Annotated in this window: 12 protein-coding genes; 4 read left to right on the top strand and 8 right to left on the bottom strand. The window is 71.6% G+C overall.

Translation table 11 applies throughout. The features are described from left to right. Positions 1 to 25 precede the first annotated feature (25 nt). Positions 26 to 2,212 carry a DUF6571 family protein gene (locus tag DJ476_RS20180; RefSeq protein WP_112491212.1) on the top strand — a complete coding sequence of 729 codons (2,187 nt, stop codon included), beginning with the start codon at positions 26 to 28 and terminating at the stop codon, positions 2,210 to 2,212. Positions 2,213 to 2,220: 8 nt separating this feature from the next. Next, positions 2,221 to 2,763: a hypothetical protein gene (locus DJ476_RS20175; protein WP_318294746.1), complete on the top strand. Its 543-nt coding sequence runs from the start codon at positions 2,221 to 2,223 to the stop codon at positions 2,761 to 2,763. A 63-nt stretch (positions 2,764 to 2,826) separates the two neighbouring features. Here the strand turns inward: DJ476_RS20175 and DJ476_RS20170 are convergent, their stop codons facing one another. The 4 genes from DJ476_RS20170 to DJ476_RS20155 all read right to left on the bottom strand — a co-directional run bounded on the left by DJ476_RS20170 (position 2,827) and on the right by DJ476_RS20155 (position 9,571). Next, on the bottom strand, positions 2,827 to 5,421 hold the full coding sequence (locus tag DJ476_RS20170) for a bifunctional FO biosynthesis protein CofGH (RefSeq protein WP_112491210.1): 2,595 nt from the start codon (positions 5,419 to 5,421) through the stop codon (positions 2,827 to 2,829). Positions 5,422 to 5,703: 282 nt separating this feature from the next. Next, complete coding sequence (locus tag DJ476_RS20165; RefSeq protein WP_112491209.1) at positions 5,704 to 6,831, bottom strand: PQQ-dependent sugar dehydrogenase; 1,128 nt, start codon at positions 6,829 to 6,831, stop codon at positions 5,704 to 5,706. Positions 6,832 to 7,052: 221 nt separating this feature from the next. Beyond that, positions 7,053 to 8,537 carry a peptidoglycan D,D-transpeptidase FtsI family protein gene (locus DJ476_RS20160; RefSeq protein WP_112491208.1) on the bottom strand — a complete coding sequence of 495 codons (1,485 nt, stop codon included), beginning with the start codon at positions 8,535 to 8,537 and terminating at the stop codon, positions 7,053 to 7,055. 188 nt (positions 8,538 to 8,725) lie between these two features. Continuing rightward, a complete protein-coding gene (locus tag DJ476_RS20155) occupies positions 8,726 to 9,571 on the bottom strand; it encodes an LLM class F420-dependent oxidoreductase (RefSeq protein ID WP_112491207.1) in 846 nt (281 codons plus the stop codon). 196 nt (positions 9,572 to 9,767) lie between these two features. On the opposite strand from DJ476_RS20155, the gene DJ476_RS20150 reads away from it, so the two are divergent. Beyond that, positions 9,768 to 10,223 (top strand): SEL1-like repeat protein, encoded by a 456-nt coding sequence (locus DJ476_RS20150; protein ID WP_112491206.1) that lies wholly within the window; start codon positions 9,768 to 9,770, stop codon positions 10,221 to 10,223. A gap of 88 nt (positions 10,224 to 10,311) precedes the next feature. On the opposite strand, the gene DJ476_RS20145 is transcribed toward DJ476_RS20150, so the two are convergent. After that, positions 10,312 to 13,398: a GNAT family N-acetyltransferase gene (locus DJ476_RS20145; protein WP_404827521.1), complete on the bottom strand. Its 3,087-nt coding sequence runs from the start codon at positions 13,396 to 13,398 to the stop codon at positions 10,312 to 10,314. 114 nt (positions 13,399 to 13,512) lie between these two features. On the opposite strand from DJ476_RS20145, the gene DJ476_RS20140 reads away from it, so the two are divergent. Beyond that, positions 13,513 to 14,241 carry a siderophore-interacting protein gene (locus tag DJ476_RS20140; RefSeq protein WP_112491204.1) on the top strand — a complete coding sequence of 243 codons (729 nt, stop codon included), beginning with the start codon at positions 13,513 to 13,515 and terminating at the stop codon, positions 14,239 to 14,241. A 52-nt stretch (positions 14,242 to 14,293) separates the two neighbouring features. On the opposite strand, the gene DJ476_RS20135 is transcribed toward DJ476_RS20140, so the two are convergent. From DJ476_RS20135 to DJ476_RS20125, 3 genes are all read right to left on the bottom strand, one after another. Beyond that, on the bottom strand, positions 14,294 to 15,874 hold the full coding sequence (locus DJ476_RS20135; RefSeq protein WP_112491203.1) for an APC family permease: 1,581 nt from the start codon (positions 15,872 to 15,874) through the stop codon (positions 14,294 to 14,296). A gap of 239 nt (positions 15,875 to 16,113) precedes the next feature. Next, positions 16,114 to 17,580: an aldehyde dehydrogenase family protein gene (locus tag DJ476_RS20130; protein ID WP_112491202.1), complete on the bottom strand. Its 1,467-nt coding sequence runs from the start codon at positions 17,578 to 17,580 to the stop codon at positions 16,114 to 16,116. Then, positions 17,577 to 19,316 (bottom strand): N-acyl-D-amino-acid deacylase family protein, encoded by a 1,740-nt coding sequence (locus DJ476_RS20125; RefSeq protein ID WP_112491201.1) that lies wholly within the window; start codon positions 19,314 to 19,316, stop codon positions 17,577 to 17,579. Before DJ476_RS20125 ends, DJ476_RS20130 begins: the two co-directional genes overlap by 4 nt. Positions 19,317 to 19,343: the final 27 nt, after the last annotated feature.

The following is a 19,343-nucleotide window of genomic DNA, read 5'->3' as shown; positions in this document are numbered from 1 at the left end:
ACGGCGAACCACGGGGGCGAGCGGCATGGTCACCTTCCAAGAGCTCAACGATCTGCGACTGGGCAAGCTCCAGGCGGCGGTGACGGACTGGCAGGCGATGATCGACAAGTTGGTCAAGGTGGCCGACGGCGGCAACGGCCAGGTCAGCGCGGCGGACATGGACCGCAAGGCCAAGGCGGCCGACTGGAAAGGGCTGAACGCGACCGTGACCAAGGACTTCGTCACGGTCACGGCCCGGGAGTTCGACGATGTCGTCACCGTTGCACGGAGCGTGCACACGATCCTGAGCGGCGCGCACACCAAACTGACCAAGCACAAGGCCGACTTGGCCGACGCGGTGAGCCGGGCCGCCAAGAAGAACATCTACGTGAACGACAAGGGCGTGGTGAATGCCGCCCTCCCCTCGCCGCAGGCGGCCGGGGACGCGAAGATCGAACCGCCGACGCAGGCGGAGATCGACGCGGTGGCCAAGGAGATCAGCACGATCCTGACCGCGGCGGGTGAGACCGACAGCACGGCCGCCACGGCGCTGCGCTTCCACGCCAAGGACAAGCACGGATTCGAATCGAACGGCTTCAAGAGCTTCGACGCGGCGCAGAAGTCCATCGACGACTCCGACGAACTCATCGCCCTGGGCAAGCTGGACCCCAGCCGGATCACCAACGAGCAGCTGGAACGCTTCAACGCGCTGCTGAAGGCTCATCCGAACGATCCCGTCTTCGCCGAACGCGTGGCCCTCGGCCTCGGCCCGGAAGGGACGCTGAAGTTCTTCGCCGGGGCCGTGGACCTGGACAGCTGGGAGAACCGCGACGGCGGCGGTACGGGCACGCGGGAGGCGCGCGAAGAGCGCATGAAACTGCTCGGCACGCTGGAGAAGCAGTTGGGCACCACGCTGGGCACCGCCTCCCACTCCAACAGCGAGGGCATGGAGGCGTGGAAGGAGCGGGTCGTCGCCCTCGGCGGCGAGGACGTCGGCAACGGCAAGGGCACCAGCCAGACCCGTGTCTACGGCTTCCAGGCGATGAGCAACCTCATGCGCCACGGCACGTACGAGGCCGGCTTCCTCAACGACTACGGCAACGCACTCGTCAAGTTCGAGAAGGAGAACACCGGGGACGTCAGGGACCCGGGGCCTGGCGGCAAGCGCCGCGAGGACGTGCTGCCCTGGGACAAGCTCCCGTCGTACGCGAAGATCGACCAGCTCCACTACGGGGAGAACAACGACGCCGGTACGGACCCGATGACCGGGTTCATGAAGGCGCTGGCCCACAACCCCGACGCGGCGACGGAGTTCTTCAGCTCGACCGACCCGCAGGACAACGCCCAGCACGTTCTGAAGGACCGCAAGCCCTTCAACGACGTGGTGCCCGACTCCATGGGATACGGGAAGTCGGCGAGCGACTACAAGGGTCCGAACGCGAGTTACGAGGCGACCGGCGACGCGCTGGTCGCGGCGGCGACCGGGGTCGACCCGGACGACCGGTCCGCGCGACCCGTCGAGCACACCGGGCAGCACCGGCAGGTGCTCGACAGCTCGCTCAAGTACCTCGCGCAGCGGGGCGACGACTTCCCCGCGGAGATGCGGGACGACATGGCGATCGTTCTGACGAACCACGGGGACGTGGTGCACCACTCCGCCAGCGCCCTGGCCGATGACCCCAAGGACGCGAGGCTGCTGGAACGGGACGAGTTGCTGGAGGTCTCGAAGCAGATCTCCCGCGACCAGAACGCCTACACCATCCTCAACGAGGGACTGAACCGGGAGATGGTCAGGGACATCCACGAGGACAACCCAAAGGATCCCAAGGAGACCCTGCAGCGGGCAGGCGGTACCGTCGGATTCCTGGAACAGGCGCGCTACCAGGCCCTGACCACCGACAAGGACGACCCCTCATGGGACGCGAAGTGGCTGTACCACGGGTTCGGCAGCATCGCGAACTTCGTCCCCGGCGTCGGAGACATCGCCCAGCGCGGGATCGACGCGGTGGCCTACGAATGGCAGACGCAGGAGCAGAAGCGGATCGACACCATCCAGCAGCAGGACAACAAGGAAACCTTCAAGGGCAGGGAACAGCAGTTGCAGGCGCTCGCCGACCAGTGGGCCGAGGCGAACCCCCAGCATTCCAACTCTCGCTACACGCTCACGAGGGAGATCGGCACTGCTGCCTACGACGGCAACGACCGCGCCAGCGGGCTGAAGGGCGGAGGATGATGAAGTCGATGAAGCCGACGGGGAAAACCATGTCGCGGCGGGTGGGCTGTGCCGCGCTGCTCACCGTGATGCTCGTCGGGGCCACAGGCTGCGGGGGCCCCGACGCCTTCAGAATCTCCGAGGCCTGCGGCACCAAGGTCGACCCCGACCTCATCGGCGCGCTGCTGCCCAGGGGCGAAGAACTGAAGACCAAGGACACGTTCTCCGAACCCAAACAGCCGCGCTGCGAGTTCGAGGTGGATGGAAAGGAGCAGGTAGGGCTGAGAGGCGACGTCGTCGAACCGTTCGTCAAGCCCCTGGAAGTCAGCGCCAGTGGCATGCGCCGCCTGGGGAATCCGGCACCGGCCGACATCGGCGACGGCGCCACCATCGCGGACCACGGAGGGATGGCCGTGCAGGCGTGCACGTACAAGGGCGAGAAGATGCAATACGTACTGGCCATGGACGGTGTGGAGGACCCCGAGGACACCGCGGAACGCCGTCGCCTGCTGGAGAAGTTCCTGCGCTCCCAACTGCCCGTCGCCATGGAGGCGGAGGGCTGCCGCCCGTAACCCTCAGGCCAGGGGGAGCGGGGCAGGGGTGCGCCGTCGCTGCCTCGCTCCCCCCGCCACCCCTCAGCTCGGCAGCACCGGCAGCAACTCCGGCAGCTGGCCGTCCGAGGCCGTCGCCGCCGCCACCCGCTCCGCCGGGACCTCCCCGTACAGCGTCGTACGGGGGCGGGACGGGCGGCCCGCCAGTTCCGCGATGGCCTTGAGGTCCTGGATCGAGCGGTACGAGCCGTAACTGGAGCCTGCCATACGGGAGATGGTCTCCTCCATCAGCGTGCCGCCCAGGTCGTTGGCTCCCGAGCGGAGCATTTCGGCAGCGCCCTCCGTGCCGAGCTTCACCCAGCTCGTCTGGATGTTGGTGATGTGCGGGTGGAGGAGGAGCCGGGCCATCGCCGTCACCGCGCGGTTATCGCGGTCGGTCGGGCCGGGGCGGGCGATGCCGGCCAGATAGACCGGGGCGTTGGTGTGGATGAAGGGGAGGGTGACGAACTCCGTGAACCCGCCTGTCTCCTGCTGGAGCCGGGCCAGCGTGCGGAAGTGGCCGAGCCAGTGGCGGGGCTGGTCCACGTGCCCGTACATCATCGTCGAGGACGAGCGCAGGCCCACCTCGTGCGCCGTCCTGATGACCTCCAGCCAGGTGGCCGTGGGCAGTTTGCCCTTGGTGAGGACCCAGCGGACCTCGTCGTCCAGGATCTCCGCCGCCGTACCGGGGATCGAGTCGAGCCCCGCTTCCTTGGCGGCGGTCAGCCAGTCACGGATCGACATGCCGGTGCGGGTCGCGCCGTTGACGACCTCCATGGGCGAGAAGGCGTGGACGTGCATGCCGGGGACGCGTTCCTTCACCGCCCGCGCGATGTCGAAGTACGCCGTCCCCGGCAGGTCCGGGTGGATGCCGCCCTGCATGCAGACCTCGACCGCGCCGACGTCCCACGCCTGCGCCGCCCGGTCCGCGACCTGGTCGAGGGAGAGCGTGTACGCGTCGGCGTCGGTGCGGCGCTGGGCGAAGGCGCAGAAGCGGCAGCCGGTGTAGCAGACGTTGGTGAAGTTGATGTTCCGCGTGACGATGTACGTGACGTCGTCGCCGACCACGTCCCGGCGCAGCGCGTCCGCGATCCGGCACAGTTCGTCCAGCGCCGGGCCGTCCGCGTGGAGCAGGGCGAGCGCCTGGTCGTCGGTGAGCTTCGTCGGGTCGTCGGCCGCCTGGCTCAGCGCCTGGCGTACGTCGGCGTCGATGCGGGACGGGACCATGCCGGGGGCCGCCGCCTCCCGGAGCGCCTCCCAGTCCCCGTACACCTCGTCGAAGTCGTTACGCCGGTCGCCGGTGCGGCCCTCTGTGTCGATGGTGGCGTGCAGGTCGGTACGGCCGAAGGAGGTGAACCCCTCGTCCGGCTCCTGCCAGGGCAGGCCGACCGGGAGCGCGTCCTCGCGGGCGAGGCCCGTCTCCGGGTCGGCCAGGGCGCGGACGTGCGGGAGGAGGCGGGGGTCGAGCCAGGGTTCGCCGCGCTGGATGAACTCGGGGTAGATGGTGAGGCGTTCGCGGAGCGTGAAGCCCGACTCCGCCGTCTTCCGCGCCAGTTCGTCGATGTGCGGCCAGGGGCGCTCGGGGTTCACGTGGTCGGGGGTGAGCGGCGAGACCCCGCCCCAGTCGTCGATGCCCGCGCCGATGAGGAGCGCGTACTCGGCGTCCACCAGGTTCGGCGGGGCCTGGATGCGGGCGGACGGGCCGAGGATGTGCCGGGCCACGGCGATGGCGGCCGCCAGCTCCTCCAGCTCGGCGTCGGGCATCCCGCGCATCGCCGTGTCCGGCTTGGCGCGGAAGTTCTGCACGATGACTTCCTGGATGCCGTGGTAGGCGCGGGCCGTCTTGCGCAGCTCGAAGAGGGAGTCGGCGCGCTCCTCGTAGGACTCCCCGATCCCGATGAGGATGCCGGTGGTGAAGGGGACGTTGGAGCGGCCCGCGTCTTCGAGTACGCGCAGCCGTACGGCCGGTTCCTTGTCCGGGGAGCCGTGGTGCGGGCCGCCGGGCTCGGACCAGAGGCGGGTGGCCGTCGTCTCCAGCATCATCCCCATGGAGGGCGCCACGGGCTTCAGCCGCTGGAGGTCGGTCCAGGTCATGACGCCCGGGTTGAGGTGGGGCAGCAGGCCCGTCTCCTCCAGGACCCGGATCGCCATGGCCCGTACGTACGCGAGGGTGTCGTCGTACCCCTCCGCCTCCAGCCACTCCCGCGCCTCGGGCCAGCGGTCCTCCGGGCGGTCCCCGAGCGTGAACAGGGCTTCCTTGCAGCCCATGGCCGCGCCCTCGCGGGCGATCTTCAGCACCTCGTCGGGCGAGAGGAACATCCCGTGGCCGGCGCGGCGGAGCTTGCCGGGGACGGTGACGAAGGTGCAGTAGTGACACCTGTCACGGCAGAGGCGGGTGAGAGGGATGAAGACCTTGCGCGAGTACGTGATCACGCCCGGCCGGCCCGCCGCCTCCAGCCCCGCGTTCCGGACGCGGGCGGCGGACGCGGCCAGATCCTTCAGGTCGTCGCCACGTGCCTGGAGCAGGACGGCGGCCTCGGTGACGTCGAGGGCGACCCCGTCCCGGGCACGTTTGAGCGCGCGCCGCATGGCGTTGGTGGTCGGGCGTCCGGGCTGAGGATCGGGCTCGGGATCGGTCATGCTCCGAGCATACGAGCGGGGCGGGGGGCCGTGACCAGCCCGCCCGGCGTACCAACCAGCCCGTCCGGCGTTTGAGGACGGAACCTTGGCCGTGGGGGCCGGTGCCCCTACGAGGGTCTCGTGCACGAAGAGCCTGGAGCCGCGCCGGGCCCACCCCAGCAAGGGTTCCGACCTCAGACGCCGGACGGGCTGGGATGGGCCCGGCCCGCGCTAGAGGTGGGCCCGGACGGGCTGGGGTGGGCCCGGCCCGCGCTGGAAGTGGGCCCGGGTGGGCTCCGGTGGTTACGCCGGGTTCAGGCGGTGGATCTGGCCGCCTATCGACAGGACGTACAGCTCCCCGTCACCCGCCTCCACGAACGAGATCACCTCACCGCCCTGGACCCCGAGGTCGCCCTCGGCCGTCACCTCACCGTTCTCGATCTTCAGGGTGCGGAGCGTGCCGTCGCAGTAGTCGCTGTAGACGTAGCTCCCCGCCAGGTCCGCGATCGCCTCGCCCCGGTAGACGAAGCCGCCCGTCACCGAGCAGCCCAGCCCGCTGCGGTCGTACTCGTGGACCGGCGGCACGTGGTTCGCCGGCTCCGTGCCGCCCCGGAACGGGTGGTTGCCCTCCATCGAGGACCAGCCGTAGTTCTCGCCGCCCTTGCTGTCCGCGGGGGCCCAGTCGATCTCCTCCCACTCGCTCTGGCCCACGTCACCGATGAGCAGGTCGCCGGTGCCCGCGTCGAAGGAGAACCGCCACGGGTTGCGGAGCCCGTAGGACCAGATCTCGTCCCGCGCGTTCTCGTCCGCCACGAACGGGTTGTCCGCCGGGACGGCGTACGGCTCTCCGCCCCTCGGGTCGATCCGGAGCAGCTTGCCGAGCAGCGTGTCGAGGTTCTGGCCGTTGCCGTGCGGGTCGCCGCCCGAACCGCCGTCCCCGAACGCGATGTAGAGGTAGCCGTCGGGCCCGAACTTGATGTCACCGCCGTTGTGGTTCGCGTACGGCTGCTCCTGCGTGAGGACCGTACGCCGCGTGTCCGGCCGGAGTTCGCCGTCCTCCACCGCGAACTCGTCGATGGTGCTGGCGCCTTCGAGGTCCGTGTACGAGATGTAGAAGTGCGTGAACTCCGGGGCGAACGCCACACCCAGCAGACCGCGTTCGCCGTCGGTCGTGGTCTCGGCGGAGATGTCGAGCACCGGGTCGCTCAGGCCGCCGTCGCCCAAGATCCTGACCGTGCCCGCCCGTTCGGCTATCCAGACCCTGCCGTCCGGACCGGCCGCGCCCCCCGACGGGCCCTGCGCGCGGGCCACTTCCGTGAGCACGACCTGCGGCTGTGCCGGGGGTTCGTCGGCCGATGCCGTGGCGAGCGTCAGGGAGACGGAGAGGAAGAGAGCGCCGATGATCGCCGAGCTTCTGGTGCGAACTTTCACCGTGGCCTCCTGGAGGCGGCGAGTGGGGGAGTTCACCCTGGCTGCTCGGGGCAGAGTTCGGTGGGGGTGCCCGCGCCAGCATGCAACCGGGGTGGGGGGCGTGTGCCACTGGCTACGGATGAGGGTACGGGGACGGGTGCGGCTTGGCCTAGGCCAATGCGCCGCCCGTTACCGGCCAATCCCGGGGGCAGGCAGAGGAATCCAGGGGCGACCCCGTACGCCTACTTGCCCAGGACCGCCTGCATCACCTTCTTCGCGATCGGCGCGCCCAGGCGCCCACCCGAGATGTCCGAGCGGGAGATGTCCATGTCCGTCGGGTCGATGAAGACGGCGACGGCCACCGAACGGCCGTCGTCCTTCTTGCCGTAGCTGACGAACCAGCCGTACGGCACCTCGTCGCGCACGTTCACCCCGCGCTGGGCGGTGCCCGTCTTGCCGCCGACCGTCACCCCGTCGATCAGGGCGCGCTGCGCGCTGCCCTCCTTCGCGGTGTGCTCCATCATCTCCTGGACCTTCTTCGCCGTCTCGGGAGAGACCGCCTGGCCCTTCTCCATCGGCTCGTTGGTCTCCAGCGTGGAGAGGTCCGGGCCCTTCAGCTCCTCCACGATGTACGGCTGCATCAGCTTGCCGTCGTTGGCGAGGGCAGCCGTCACCATCGCCATCTGCATCGGGGTGCTCGTCAGGCTGCCCTGGCCCATGCCGGTGAGGGCCGTGCCGGGCTTGTCGAGCTTCTCCGGGTAGAGGCTCTTCGTGGCGAGCATGTCGCCGAACTCGTCCGCGTACACGTCCTCGTTGAAGCCGAACTTCTCCGCCGTCTCCCGCATCTTGTCCTCGCCCAGCTGGGCGGCCACGTCGAGGAAGACGTTGTTGCAGGAGTACTGCATGGCCGTCTTCAAGGACGCCTTGTCGCAGACCGCGTCCCCCGCCTCGCTCCCGATCCTGTTCCGGGAGAGCGGCAGCGGGTAGGGCGAGACCGCCTTCGTCGGGGCGTCCACGTCCGAGATCACCCCGTGCTCCAGCGCCGCCGCCGCGGTGAGGATCTTGAAGGTCGAGCCGGGCGGGTAGGTCTCGCGCAGCGGGCGGTTGGCCAGCGGCTTGGCCTTGTCGTCGAGGAGCGCCTTGAAGCGGTCGCTCTCCTTGAACGAGATCCCGGCGAAGACCCCGGGGTCGTACGAGGGGGTGGAGACCAGGGCCAGCACCTTGCCGGTGCCCGGCTCCAGGGCGACGACCGCGCCCCGGGCGCCCAGATCGGTCAGCGCCTTGTAGCCGGCCTTCTGGGCGTCGGGGTCGATCGTCGTGATCACGCTGCCGCCGCGCCTCGGCTCCCCCATCAGGACGTCCTTGGCGTGCCGGAAGGCGAAGCGGTCGTCCTGGCCGCTGAGGATGCTGTCGTACGTGCGCTCCAGCAGCGAGGTGCCCTGGGCCTGGGAGGCGTAACCGGTGACCGGCGCGTACATCGGGCCCTCCTTCCAGGTGCGCTGGAAGGCGTAGTCCCTGCTGCCGGTCTCCTTCGAGCCGGTGACCGCCTTGCCGCCGACGATGATGTCGCCGCGCGGGGTGGCGAACCGCTCGAACCGGACCCTCTGGTTGTGCTCGTGCTGGGACAGCTCCACCCGGTCGACCTGCTGGAGCCAGTTCACCCGCAGCAGCAGCCCCAGCACCAGCAGCCCGCAGAAGATGGCTATGTGCCGCAACGGCCTGTTCATTCCACTCCCCACCCAGCCGGGCCACCGCCCGCACGCCCGGAAACGCGTGCGGGCCGCGCCCATGTATGCGATCCCCCGGGAGTAAGGATGCCCTGGCGGCGCTCCCGGTTGCACGGGCCGGTGTGGCGGATGCGACTTCAGAGGTGGGCCCAGAGGTGGGCCTCAGAGGTGGGACCCACCGGCGGGCCTCAGAGGTACGCCGCGTAGCCGTCCAGCACCCGCAGCACCTCCCGCTCACCCGCCGGAGGCAGCTGGAGCACCACCTCCTCGATGCCCAGCTCCGCGTAGTGGGCGAGCTTCCCGGGGTCGGGGAGGACGGCGTACGGCACCACCTGGAGGTCCTTGGGGTCGCGCCCGGCCTCCTCCCAGACCGCCCGCAGCTTCGGTACGGCCTCCGTCAGCCCCCGGCCGCCGATGGGCAGCCAGCCGTCCGCGTGCTCCGCGATCGCCGCGAACAGCTTCGGGCCCGCCGCGCCGCCGATCAGGGTGCGCGGGCCGACGACCGGGCCGCGCGGTGCCCGTACCGGCTTCGGGAACGCGAAGCTCGCCGCGACCGACCCGAACTCCCCCTCGTACGAAGTAGGTTCGGCCGACCAGAGCGCCCGCATCAGCGCCAGCCGGTCGCGCACCAGCTCCCGGCGCGTGGACCACGCGACGCCGTGGTCGGCGGCCTCCTCCACGTTCCATCCGTAGCCGACGCCGAGCGTGAACCGGCCGCCGGAGAGGTGGTCCAGGGTCGCCGCCTGCTTGGCCAGGTCGATCGGGTCGTGCTGGGCGACCAGCGTGATGCCCGTACCGAGCGCGATCCGCTCGGTGACCGCCGCCGCCTGGCCGAGCGCCACGAAGGGGTCGAGCGTGCGCCCGTACTCGCGGGGCAGCTCGCCCCCGGCCGGGTAGGGCGTACGGCGGCTCACCGGGATGTGGGTGTGTTCGGGCAGATAGAGCCCGGCGAACCCGCGCTGTTCCAGCTCGCGCGCCAGGCGTACGGGCGTCACCGTCTCGTCGGTGAGGAAGATGGTTGTGGCGATCCGCATCAAGAGAGCACCTCCGTCATCTGAGGGAAGGGCCAAGGTAAGCCGTACGTCGGTGAAATCCGAGACCATGTCGGCCATAGCCTGGGGCCACGGAGAGGGCACGGGCCGGGCGGATGGACGGCCGGACCGGCGGATGAACGGCCGGACCGGCGGCTGAACGGCCGGACCGGCGGACGGATGGATGGGAGGGACGGGGATGGGACTGGGGTTCTTCCTGCTGCCCGCGGGCGGGGTGCTGAGCCTGACCGGCGTGTACCTGGGCAGCAGCACGCTGATCAACCTGAGCTGGATCATGTCGGTCGCCGGTGTGCTGCTGCTGATCGCCCAGCGCTACCGCCGCCCTCCGGACCCGCAGGCGCTGGCCGCCGCCGCTGCCGCCGGGGACGCCCGTGCCGTACGCGGGCTGCGGATGCTCGCCCTGGACGCGCGGAGCCAGGGGCGGCCGGAGGCGGCGGAGCGGATGCTGCGGCAGGCGGTGAAGGCCGGGGACGTGGAGTCGATGTGGGAGCTGGGCCGGCTGGTCCAGGAGCGCGAGGGGCTGGCGGCCGCCGAGCCGTGGTTCCGGATGGCCGCCGGGCGCGGACACGTCGTCGCCCGGCGGCTGTTCCGGGAGGGCGGCGAACTCAACCCGGACGGGACGAGTCCGCTGTAGCCGCGCTCCTCTTCAGGTGAGGCGGTGCTTCCACGCCGGTCCTCTCACGGCAGAGCCCGCACGCCTGGGCCCCTCGCACCCGGGACCCTCACGCCAGGCCCAGCGCCTCCCTCGTCAGGAACGCGAGCCGGGCCGTCTTCTCCGGCTTCCGGATCTCCGGGCCCAGTTCGAACCCGACCCGGACCATCCGCGCGAGCGCCTTCTCGTTGCGGGCGTCCGGCTCGACGACGACCCTCAGGTGGGCCGGGTCGCTGAAGACGTACCCGATGAACGCGGTCAGGAGGGAGTCCGTGTACCCCTTCACCGCCCCCTCCCCCTCGGCGGGCGCGATCAGCAGGTGGATGCCGAAGTCGCCGGGCCGGACGTCGTAGCACTCCCCCACGAGGTCGGCGTCCGGCTCGTACGTCTGGAAGAGCGCGGCCGGGGCGCCGTCGCGCAGCGCCAGGTAGGCGTGGTGGGTGGCGAGCGAGTCGACGAACTCGTAGATCTCCCGCACCTGTTCGGCGGTGTGGTCGGCCATGCCCCAGAACCGGGCGCGCTCCTGGGTGACCCAGCCGTGCAGCAGCTCCTCGTCGGCGGCCGGGTCGACCGGGACCAGGCGGACGACCCCGAAGCCCTCGACCTTCTGCTCGTACACGGCGGGGCGCAGGGCGGGGACGGTGGCGGCGGAGCCGGAAGTGGTGTTCACGGTGGCGGTGGTCTCCTCGGTGCGGTGCAGCAGGTTCCAGTCCGTGGTCACGGGGGCCAGGCGGCCGCTCGCCCACAGGTCCGTCTGGTCGCGGTGGTGGGGTGAGCCCGGTACGCCTGACGCGCCGAACGGCACCACCCAGAGGCTGTCCTCGCGGCGGGCCATGTCCCAGACGTACCGGGCGGCCGGGCCGCGGGCGAACAGGTCGGTGACCCCGGGAACGCTGGAGGTGGAGAGCACGCAGTCGTGGTCCCCCGCCAGCCCCGGCCACACCTCCTGGGGCGTCGCGTCCGGCAGCGCCTGCCAGGGGGCGACCCGGTGGACCTCGCCCCAGGGAGCCGGGCCGTCCCCTGTCTGCGCGGTGGCGACCGCTTCCGCCGAGGCGGCGACGAGCGCGAGCCGTTCCTCGTACGGGAGGAGTCCGACGGTGAGCAGGGTCTCCAGGGCGTAGCCGATCCGGGGTACGGCGGCGAGCCAGGGGCGGAAGAGCGGCGGGTAGGCGGACGAGCGCCAGGGGTCGGCCTCGCCCGTGACGGGCCGCAGGGCGGGGTGGCCGGCCAGCCGGTGGACGACGTCCGCGCGGAGCCGGGAGTAGAGGGTGGCGTCGGTGCTGTCCGCGTCCATGTGGCGGTCCCAGCGCAGCAGCCGGTCCCGGAGGCGTTCGGCGGCGGGGCCGAGGTCCGGGGCCCAGGCGAGCAGGGAGAGGAGCTGCCGGGAGGAGGCGAGGCGGGTGTCGGTGTGCACGACGGCCATGTCGGCGGCCGACCAGGGCGGGCCGGTGACCTCACGCGCTCCTGCCCCCGGCGCCGCGCCCAGCAACTCCCGTATCCGGTCGGCCCGGTGCGGGGGCGCGAACTCGATGCCGAGGGGGGCGGCGAGACCGCGCTCGTTGGCCATCACGGCGGTGCCGGTGGCGGCGTCGACCTCGGTACGGGGCGTGTGCTCGGCGCCCTCGCGCCAGGCGTACGCGGGATCATGCGCGGGGACGACCCGGAGCCGGTTCGCGTACGGGCGCACGGGGACGTGTCCGGCGACCCGGTGCAGGGTGGCCCCGGTGGTGTCGGCGGCCAGGACCACGTTGACGGGTTCGACCCAGCCGTCCAGCGCGGTGTCGAGGTCCTCGACCGTACGGGCCCCGAGCAGCGCGGGCAGCACGTCGAAGCCGAGGTCGCCGGTGACGCGGGGCGGGTAGCGGAGGCTGATGAGGGGGGCGTCATCCCGTACGCCCGGCGCATCCGGCGCGTCCGGCAGATCCGGCCCGTCGGGCCCACCGTCGGCATCCGGACCACCCCGTACGCCCTGCGCGTCCCGTACATCCGCCGCGTCCGGCACGCCCGGCAGATCCAGCGCGTCCGGCGCGTCCGGCACCTCCCCGATGATCAGCGGCCCCCGGTCCGTCTCGACGACCTCCACCGGCTCCGGCTCGCCGCCCGCCACCTCGATGGTCTCCGTGTGGGCGTGGGCCCGGTACCAGCCGTCCGGGCCCAGGGCCTCCACCCCGCCGTCCGGCGTGCGGCGCAACTGCTCCCGGTAGAGGTCCTGGTAGTCGGCCATCGCGTTGGTGATCGCCCAGGCCACCCCGCCCGCGTGCCCGAAGTGCGCGATGCCCGGGACGCCGGGGACGGCGAGGCCCACCACGTCGAACTCGGGGCAGGCGAGCCGGAGCTGCTGGTAGAGGCCCGGGTCCTCGATGAAGCGGTGCGGGTCGCCCGCGACGACCGGGGCGCCGGTGGTGGTGCGGGCGCCGGTGAGGAGCCAGCCGTTGGAGCCGGAGGTGCCGGGGCCGTCGGTGGCGAAGAGGGTCGCGCGGTCGTCCCCGAGCCTGCGGGCGACCTCTTCGCGCCAGAGCTTGGTGGGGAACCCGGCGAAGAGGATGTGGGTCGAGAGCCAGACGCCGAGCGGGGTCCAGGGCTCCCAGCGGCCGGGGACGAGCCCGGCGGCGGTGAACTCCGGCGCGCGGGCGGCCCCTTCGGGCAGGCCCGCGTTGACCCCGTCGACGTACGCGCGCACCCAGGCGGCGGTCCCGGGCGCCAGCCGCTCGAAGCAGCGGCGGGCGGTGTCGGCGAGCCGGGCCCGCCGGGCGAACCGGTCCCAGTCGACGGCCTCGGCGCCCAGGTACGCGGCGGTCGTGCCGAGCAGCCGGTGGCGCTCGGTCTCCAGCTGCCAGGCCCGGTCCAGGGCGGCGTTGTGGCCCTGGGCACGGGCGAGCGCGAGGGCGGTGCCGGCCCGCAGGTGGGGTATCCCCCGGTCGTCCCGGAAGACCTCGAAGGTTTCGGCGCCCCCGGAGGCTTCGGAGACTTCGGCGCCCCCGGCCCCCGCAGATCCCCCGCCCCCTTCGGGACCCCCGAATCCCCCGGACCCCTCGGAGGCACCCAAAGGCATCCTGGTGGCACCCGAAGAACTCGCAAAGGCGCCCAAAGGCTCCCCGGACGTACCCGGACCCGGTCTCTCGCCGTCGACGCCAGCGTTCGTCATCGCTCTGCCCATCCCCTGTTCCCGGTGGTTTTCGGCCACTCCCCAGCCCTCGAAATTTAGGTTAGCCTAACCAAAGTGACCCTTAGGGCAGCGGGCCAGGGGCGGCAGGAGAGGGCGGGGAGCACCGTGGGACATGGCTGGGAAGGCGTCGTTCTCAAACTGTTCCGGGGGCGGGACTTCACGTTCACCGTGACCGGCGCGGAGCAAGTCACCGACCGGTTCCACCGGGTGCACCTGACCGACGGCGGGCTGCTGGCCGCGACCGGCGGGGCGCACCCCACGATGTGGGTGCGGCTCTGGTTCGAGAAGGCCGGCAAACCGCATCAGCGCGCCTACACCCTGGTCGACCCGGACCCCGAGGCCGGGACCTTCAGTCTGGAATTCGCCCTCCACGAGGGCCCCGCCTGCGACTGGGCGAAGACGGCCAAGGCCGGTGACACGATAGACGCGACCCTCCAGGGCACCGGCTTCACCCTGCCCGACCCGGCGCCGAAGCGGCTCTTCGTGATCGGTGACCCGGCCGCGCTCCCCGCGATCAACTCGCTGCTGGACGCGATCCCGAAGACCCCGGCGACGATCTGGTTCGAGACCTCCCACGAGGACGACCGGAAACTGCCGTTCCGCCTCGACGAGGCCCACCACACCCTGCACCACGTGGAGCGCCGCGAGGGCGGGGCCCATCTGGTGGCCGAGGTGAAGGCGGCCCTGCCGGGGCTGCTGGGCGAGGACTCCTCGGACGCGTACGTCTGGGTCGCCTGCGACACGTCGACCACCCGGACCCTGGCGGCCTACCTCCGCAAGGAGCTGGGCCTGCCCAAGGACCGGGTGAACGCCCTGGGTTACTGGCGCCCGTAGCCCGGCGACGTGACGTAACGCCGTACCGGAGACCGACGCCGTACCGGAGACCTCAGTCCTCGACCACGAGGGCCGGGGTCTCCTTCGTCAGGACCTCGCCCCGGAAGAACGCCGGGCTGCGGCGCTCCATCGCGACCATCAGCACCACGCCGAGGAGCAGCAGCCCCACCCCGATGACGAAGACCGAGCCGACGCCGAAGACCGAGGAGCCGGAGCCGTACGCCGGGTCCCACATGTCGTAGAGGGTCTTGGCGAAGACGGCGGCGAGCAGGATGCCGCCGAGGACCGGGAACAGGCCCTTGAAGACCAGGTCGCGGCCGGAGCGGGTGAGTTCGGCGCGGAAGTACCAGGCGCAGGCGAAGGCGGTCAGCGCGTAGTAGAAGCAGATCATGAGGCCGAGCGCGTAGATGGTGTCGATCAGCACGTGCTCGCTGACCAGCGTCATCACGGCGTAGAAGACACCGGTCCCGATGCCCGCCACGACCGTCGCCCGGCCGGGCGTCTTGAAGCGGGGGTGGACCTTGGCGTACGACGCGGGCATCGCCTCGTACGTCGACATCGCGAGGACCGTGCGGGCCACCGGGATGAACGTGGTCTGGAGGCTGGCGGCGGCCGAGGCGAGGACGGCGACGAAGAGCAGCACGCCGAGCCCGGAACCCATGACCGGCCCGGCGAGGGCGGCGAAGACGTTCTCACCGGTCTCCGGGTTGGCGAGGCCGAGCCCGGTGGTGCCGGAGCCGACGGCCATCTGGGCGGCGACGGCGGTGGCCAGGTAGGAGCCGACCAGGACGACCATGGCGATGAGCGCGGCCCGGCCGGGGGTCTTGTCGCTGCCGGTGGTCTCCTCGTTGGCGGTCAGACAGGTGTCCCAGCCCCAGAACATGAAGATGGAGAGGGAGAGCCCGGCCGTGAAGGCCGCGAAGGACTGGACTGCGAACGGGTTGAGCCAGGACCAGGAGAAGTCGAGCGAGGTGGCGAAGTCCGCGCCGCCGCTGCCCGCCTTGTCCAGGGCCATCGTCACGAACAGCGCGAGGACGGCGAGCTGGAGGGCGACCAGGGTGTACTGGATGCCCTTGGTGGCGGTCATCCCCCGGTAGCTGATGGCGGTGGCGACGGCGATCAGGACGAGACAGGTGCCGATGTGGACGAGTTTGTTGTCGTCCAGGGCGGCGACCGACGGACTGCCCGTGACCTCGCCCGCCAGCAGCCAGAAGAACGAGGTGGCGACGCCCGCCAGGTTGGACAGGACGATGATCGTCGCGATGACCAGGCCCCAGCCGCACATCCAGCCGACGCGCGGGCCGAACGCCTTCACCGTCCAGGTGAAGGAGGTGCCGCAGTCCGGCATGACCTTGTTCAGCTCGCGGTAGGCGAAGGCGACGAGCAGCATCGGCAGGAACCCGGCCAGGAAGACGGCCGGCATCTGCACGCCGACCTCTCCGGCGGTGGAGCCGAGGGTCGAGGTCAGGCAGTAGACGGGGGCGACGGTGGAGATGCCGATGACGGCGCTGCCCGTCAGGCCGACGGAGTTCCCGCCGAGCCCCTTGCCGCGTACGCCCCCGTCACCACCACCGGCCGGGGCACTTCCCCGTACCGTGTCTCCGGCCCGAGGCCGCGCGTCCAGCTGAGTCATGAGAGGGACGTTATGCGCTGCGATATCCACATCCGGAGCATGAGACTCCAACGTCTCACCCTTGGTTACAACGACCGTTTCCCCGTGAACACTTCATCAATTCAAGGTCACATGCACGTGAAGCCTTGCAATGCATGACGGTCGCACGCGAGGGGCGCCGTACGGTAATCGCAGCACTGTCCGTTTTGCCCCGTTTCAAAAATTTCCCGCACGCTTCCCGTACGGGTGGGCGGACGGTCTCAGCCGGGCCAGACGATCGCCTGCGTCTCGCTGTAGGCGTGCAGCGCGTACGAGCCCACGTCCCGCCCCACCCCGCTCTTGCGGAACCCGCCGAACGGGGCCTCCATGTTCCGCCCGACCGTGTTGACGCCGACCCCGCCCGACCGCAGCCGCCGGGCGATCCGGAACGCGCGGGCCACATCGGCGGACCAGACGTAGTCGATGAGGCCGTAGTCGCTGTCGTTGGCGAGCGCCACGCCCTCCTCCTCGTCGTCGAAGGGGACGACCACGACGACCGGCCCGAAGATCTCCTCGCGGACGACCCGCATGTCCGGGGTGCAGCCGGCGAGCAGGGTGGGGGCCACATAGAACCCCCGGGCCGGGTGGGCGGGGCGGGCGCCGCCCGTGACCACCCGCGCGCCCTCCTTCCGGCCCAGCTCCACATAGGCCTCCACCCGGTCGCGGTGGGCGGCGGAGATGACCGGGCCGACGACCGTGGCCCGGTCGGCGGGGTCCCCGACGGTGAGCGCGTCCGCGTACGCGGCCAGCCCGGCGATCAGTTCGTCCTGGCGGGAGCGGTGGACCAGGACGCGGGTCGGGGCCGTACAGATCTGTCCGCTGTAGAAGGAGAAGGTGGTCCCGATCCCGGCGACCGCCGAGCCCAGATCCGCGTCCTCCAGGACCAGCGCGGCGCCCTTCCCGCCCAGCTCCATCAGCTGCCGTTTCATCCCGCGCCCGCACACCTCCGCGATCCGCTGCCCGACGGCGGTGGAGCCGGTGAAGCTGACCATGTCGACGTCCGGGGAGTCCACGGCGGCCTCCCCCGCCTCCGCGCCCGAGCCGGTCACGACGTTCACCACCCCCGGCGGAACGCCCGCCTCCGCGAGGGCGGCGGCCATCCGGTAGACCGAGAGCGGGTCCTGCGGGGCGGGCTTCACCACGACCGTGTTGCCCATCGCGAGGGCGGGCGCGATCTTGCCCGCCGGGTTGGCCCAGGGGTTGTTGTACGAGGTGACGCAGGTGACCACGCCGACCGGCTGGCGGACGGCCAGCGCCCCGAAGATCCCGGCCCTCCCCATCGGCCCGGCCTCGTTGACCTGCGGCGGGACGGCCTCCTCGACGGGTTCCAGGGCGCCTTTCGCGTACCGCCGGAAGCGGGCGATGCCGACCCCGACCTGCATCCCCCGGGCGGTGGAGGCGGTGGCTCCGCTCTCCCGCCGGGCGACCTCGGCGTGGGCGGCGAAGTCGCGCCGGACGAGGTCCGCCGTACGGTCCAGGATCGCGGCGCGCTCCTCGGGACGGGTCCGCGACCAGGCCGGGAAGGCCGCTTTCGCCGCCGCCGCGGCCTCGTACACCTGGGCGCGGCTCGCCTCGGGGGCGAGGCCGACGACCTCCTCGGTGGCGGGGTCGACGACCTCGTAGTGGCCGTCGGCGGGCTCGGTCCACTCCCCGCCGATGAAGAGCTTCTGCGGTCCGGCGGGGCTCACGCCGTACTCACCGTCCGGGTGTCGCGGCCCGAGCGCAGGACCGTCCCCGGCACCGCCCCGGTCACCTTGTCGTCGCGCAGGGTCTCGACCCCGTTGACGCGTACGGAGACGATCCCGATGGCCTTGGAGTCCAGGCGCGGGCTCTCCCCGGGCAGGTCGTGGACGAGGGTGGCGGGCCCGGCGTCGATCCGCTCGGGGTCGAAGAGGACCAGGTCGGCGTGGAAGCCCTCCTCGATCCGGCCGCGTTCGCGCAGTCCGAAGAGGCGGGCGGGGTCGTCGGTGAGCATCCTGACGGCGGTGGTGAGCGGCACGAGCTTCCGCCCGCGCAGGCAGTCGCCGAGGAAGCGGGTGGTGTACGGGGCCCCGCACATCCGGTCCAGGTGCGCGCCCGCGTCGGAGCCGCCGAGCAGCACGTCCGGGTGCTCCCAGGTGCGGCGGCGCAGCTCCCAGGAGGCCGGGTCGTTGTCGGTGGGCATGGGCCACAGGACCGTACGCAGGTCGTCGGCGGCGCAGATCTCGACCAGGCAGTGGAAGGGGTCCTGGCCGCGTTCGGCCGCGATGTCGTTGACGACCCGGCCGGTGAGCCCTTCGTTGGCGGTGCTGTACGTGTCCCCGATGACGTACCGGCCGAAGTCCGCGAGGCGCCGGAAGACCCCGGCCTCCTTGCTGTCGGCGCGGCGGAGCATCTCGGCGCGGGTGGCGCGGTCCCGGAGGCGTTCGATCCGCTCGGGGACGGGGAGGGCCAGGATCCCGCCCCAGCCGGGGATGAGGTTGAGGGCGCAGAAGGTGCCGAGGGACATGTTCATGGGCGTGAGGATCGGCATGGTGAGGGCGACGATCCGGCCCCCGGCCGCGCGGGCGCGTTCGCTCGGTATCAGCTGGCGCGGTACCCGTTCGGGGACGGCGGCGTCGACGGTGAGCACGTTCCAGTTGAGCGGGCGCCCGGCGGCGGCGCTCATGTCGACGAAGAGGTCGATCTCCGCGTCCGAGAACTGGTCCAGGCACCCGGCGACGATCGCCTCCAGCTGGGTCCCCTCGTGCTCCCCGACCGCCCGGGACAGGGCGAGGAGTTCTTCGGGGCGGGCGTGCCGGGAGGCGACGGGTTCGCCGTCGCCGTCGGCGTGGGTGGACGACTGGGTGGTGGAAAGGCCCCAGGCCCCGGCGTCCATCGCGTCATGGAAGAGGGCGAGCATGGCGTCCAGCTGGGCGGGGGTCGGCTGCCCGCCGACCGCGTCCGCTCCCATGACGTACCGCCTCAGCGCACAGTGCCCGACCATGAACCCGGCGTTGACGGCGATCCGCCCTTCGAGGGCGTCCAGGTACTCCCGGAAGCTGGACCAGGACCAGTCGACGCCCTCCTCCAGGGCGGCGAGCGCCATGCCCTCGACCCGGGCCATCATCCGGCGGGTGTAGTCGGCGTCCTCGGGCCGGTCGGGGTGCAGCGGCGCGAGGGTGAATCCGCAGTTGCCGCCCGCGACGGTGGTGACGCCGTGGTTCATGGAGGGGGTGGCGTACGGGTCCCAGAAGAGCTGGGCGTCGTAGTGCGTGTGCGGGTCGACGAACCCGGGGGCGAGGACCAGCCCGTCGGCGTCCTCGCCGGTCACGGCCTCTTCGGTGACGGTGCCGGGCTCGGCGATGACGGCGATGCGGCCGCCGCGGAGGCCGACGTCGGCGGTGTACGCGGGCCCGCCGGTGCCGTCCACGACGGTCGCGCGGCGGATGAGGTGGTCGAGCATGACGGTTCCCTTCCGGTGGGTTCCTTC

Source organism: Streptomyces bacillaris, assembly GCF_003268675.1.
Classification (GTDB): domain Bacteria; phylum Actinomycetota; class Actinomycetes; order Streptomycetales; family Streptomycetaceae; genus Streptomyces; species Streptomyces bacillaris.
The sequence above is the reverse complement of the archived record's forward strand: the minus strand, read 5'-3'. Positions and strand labels throughout refer to the sequence as shown.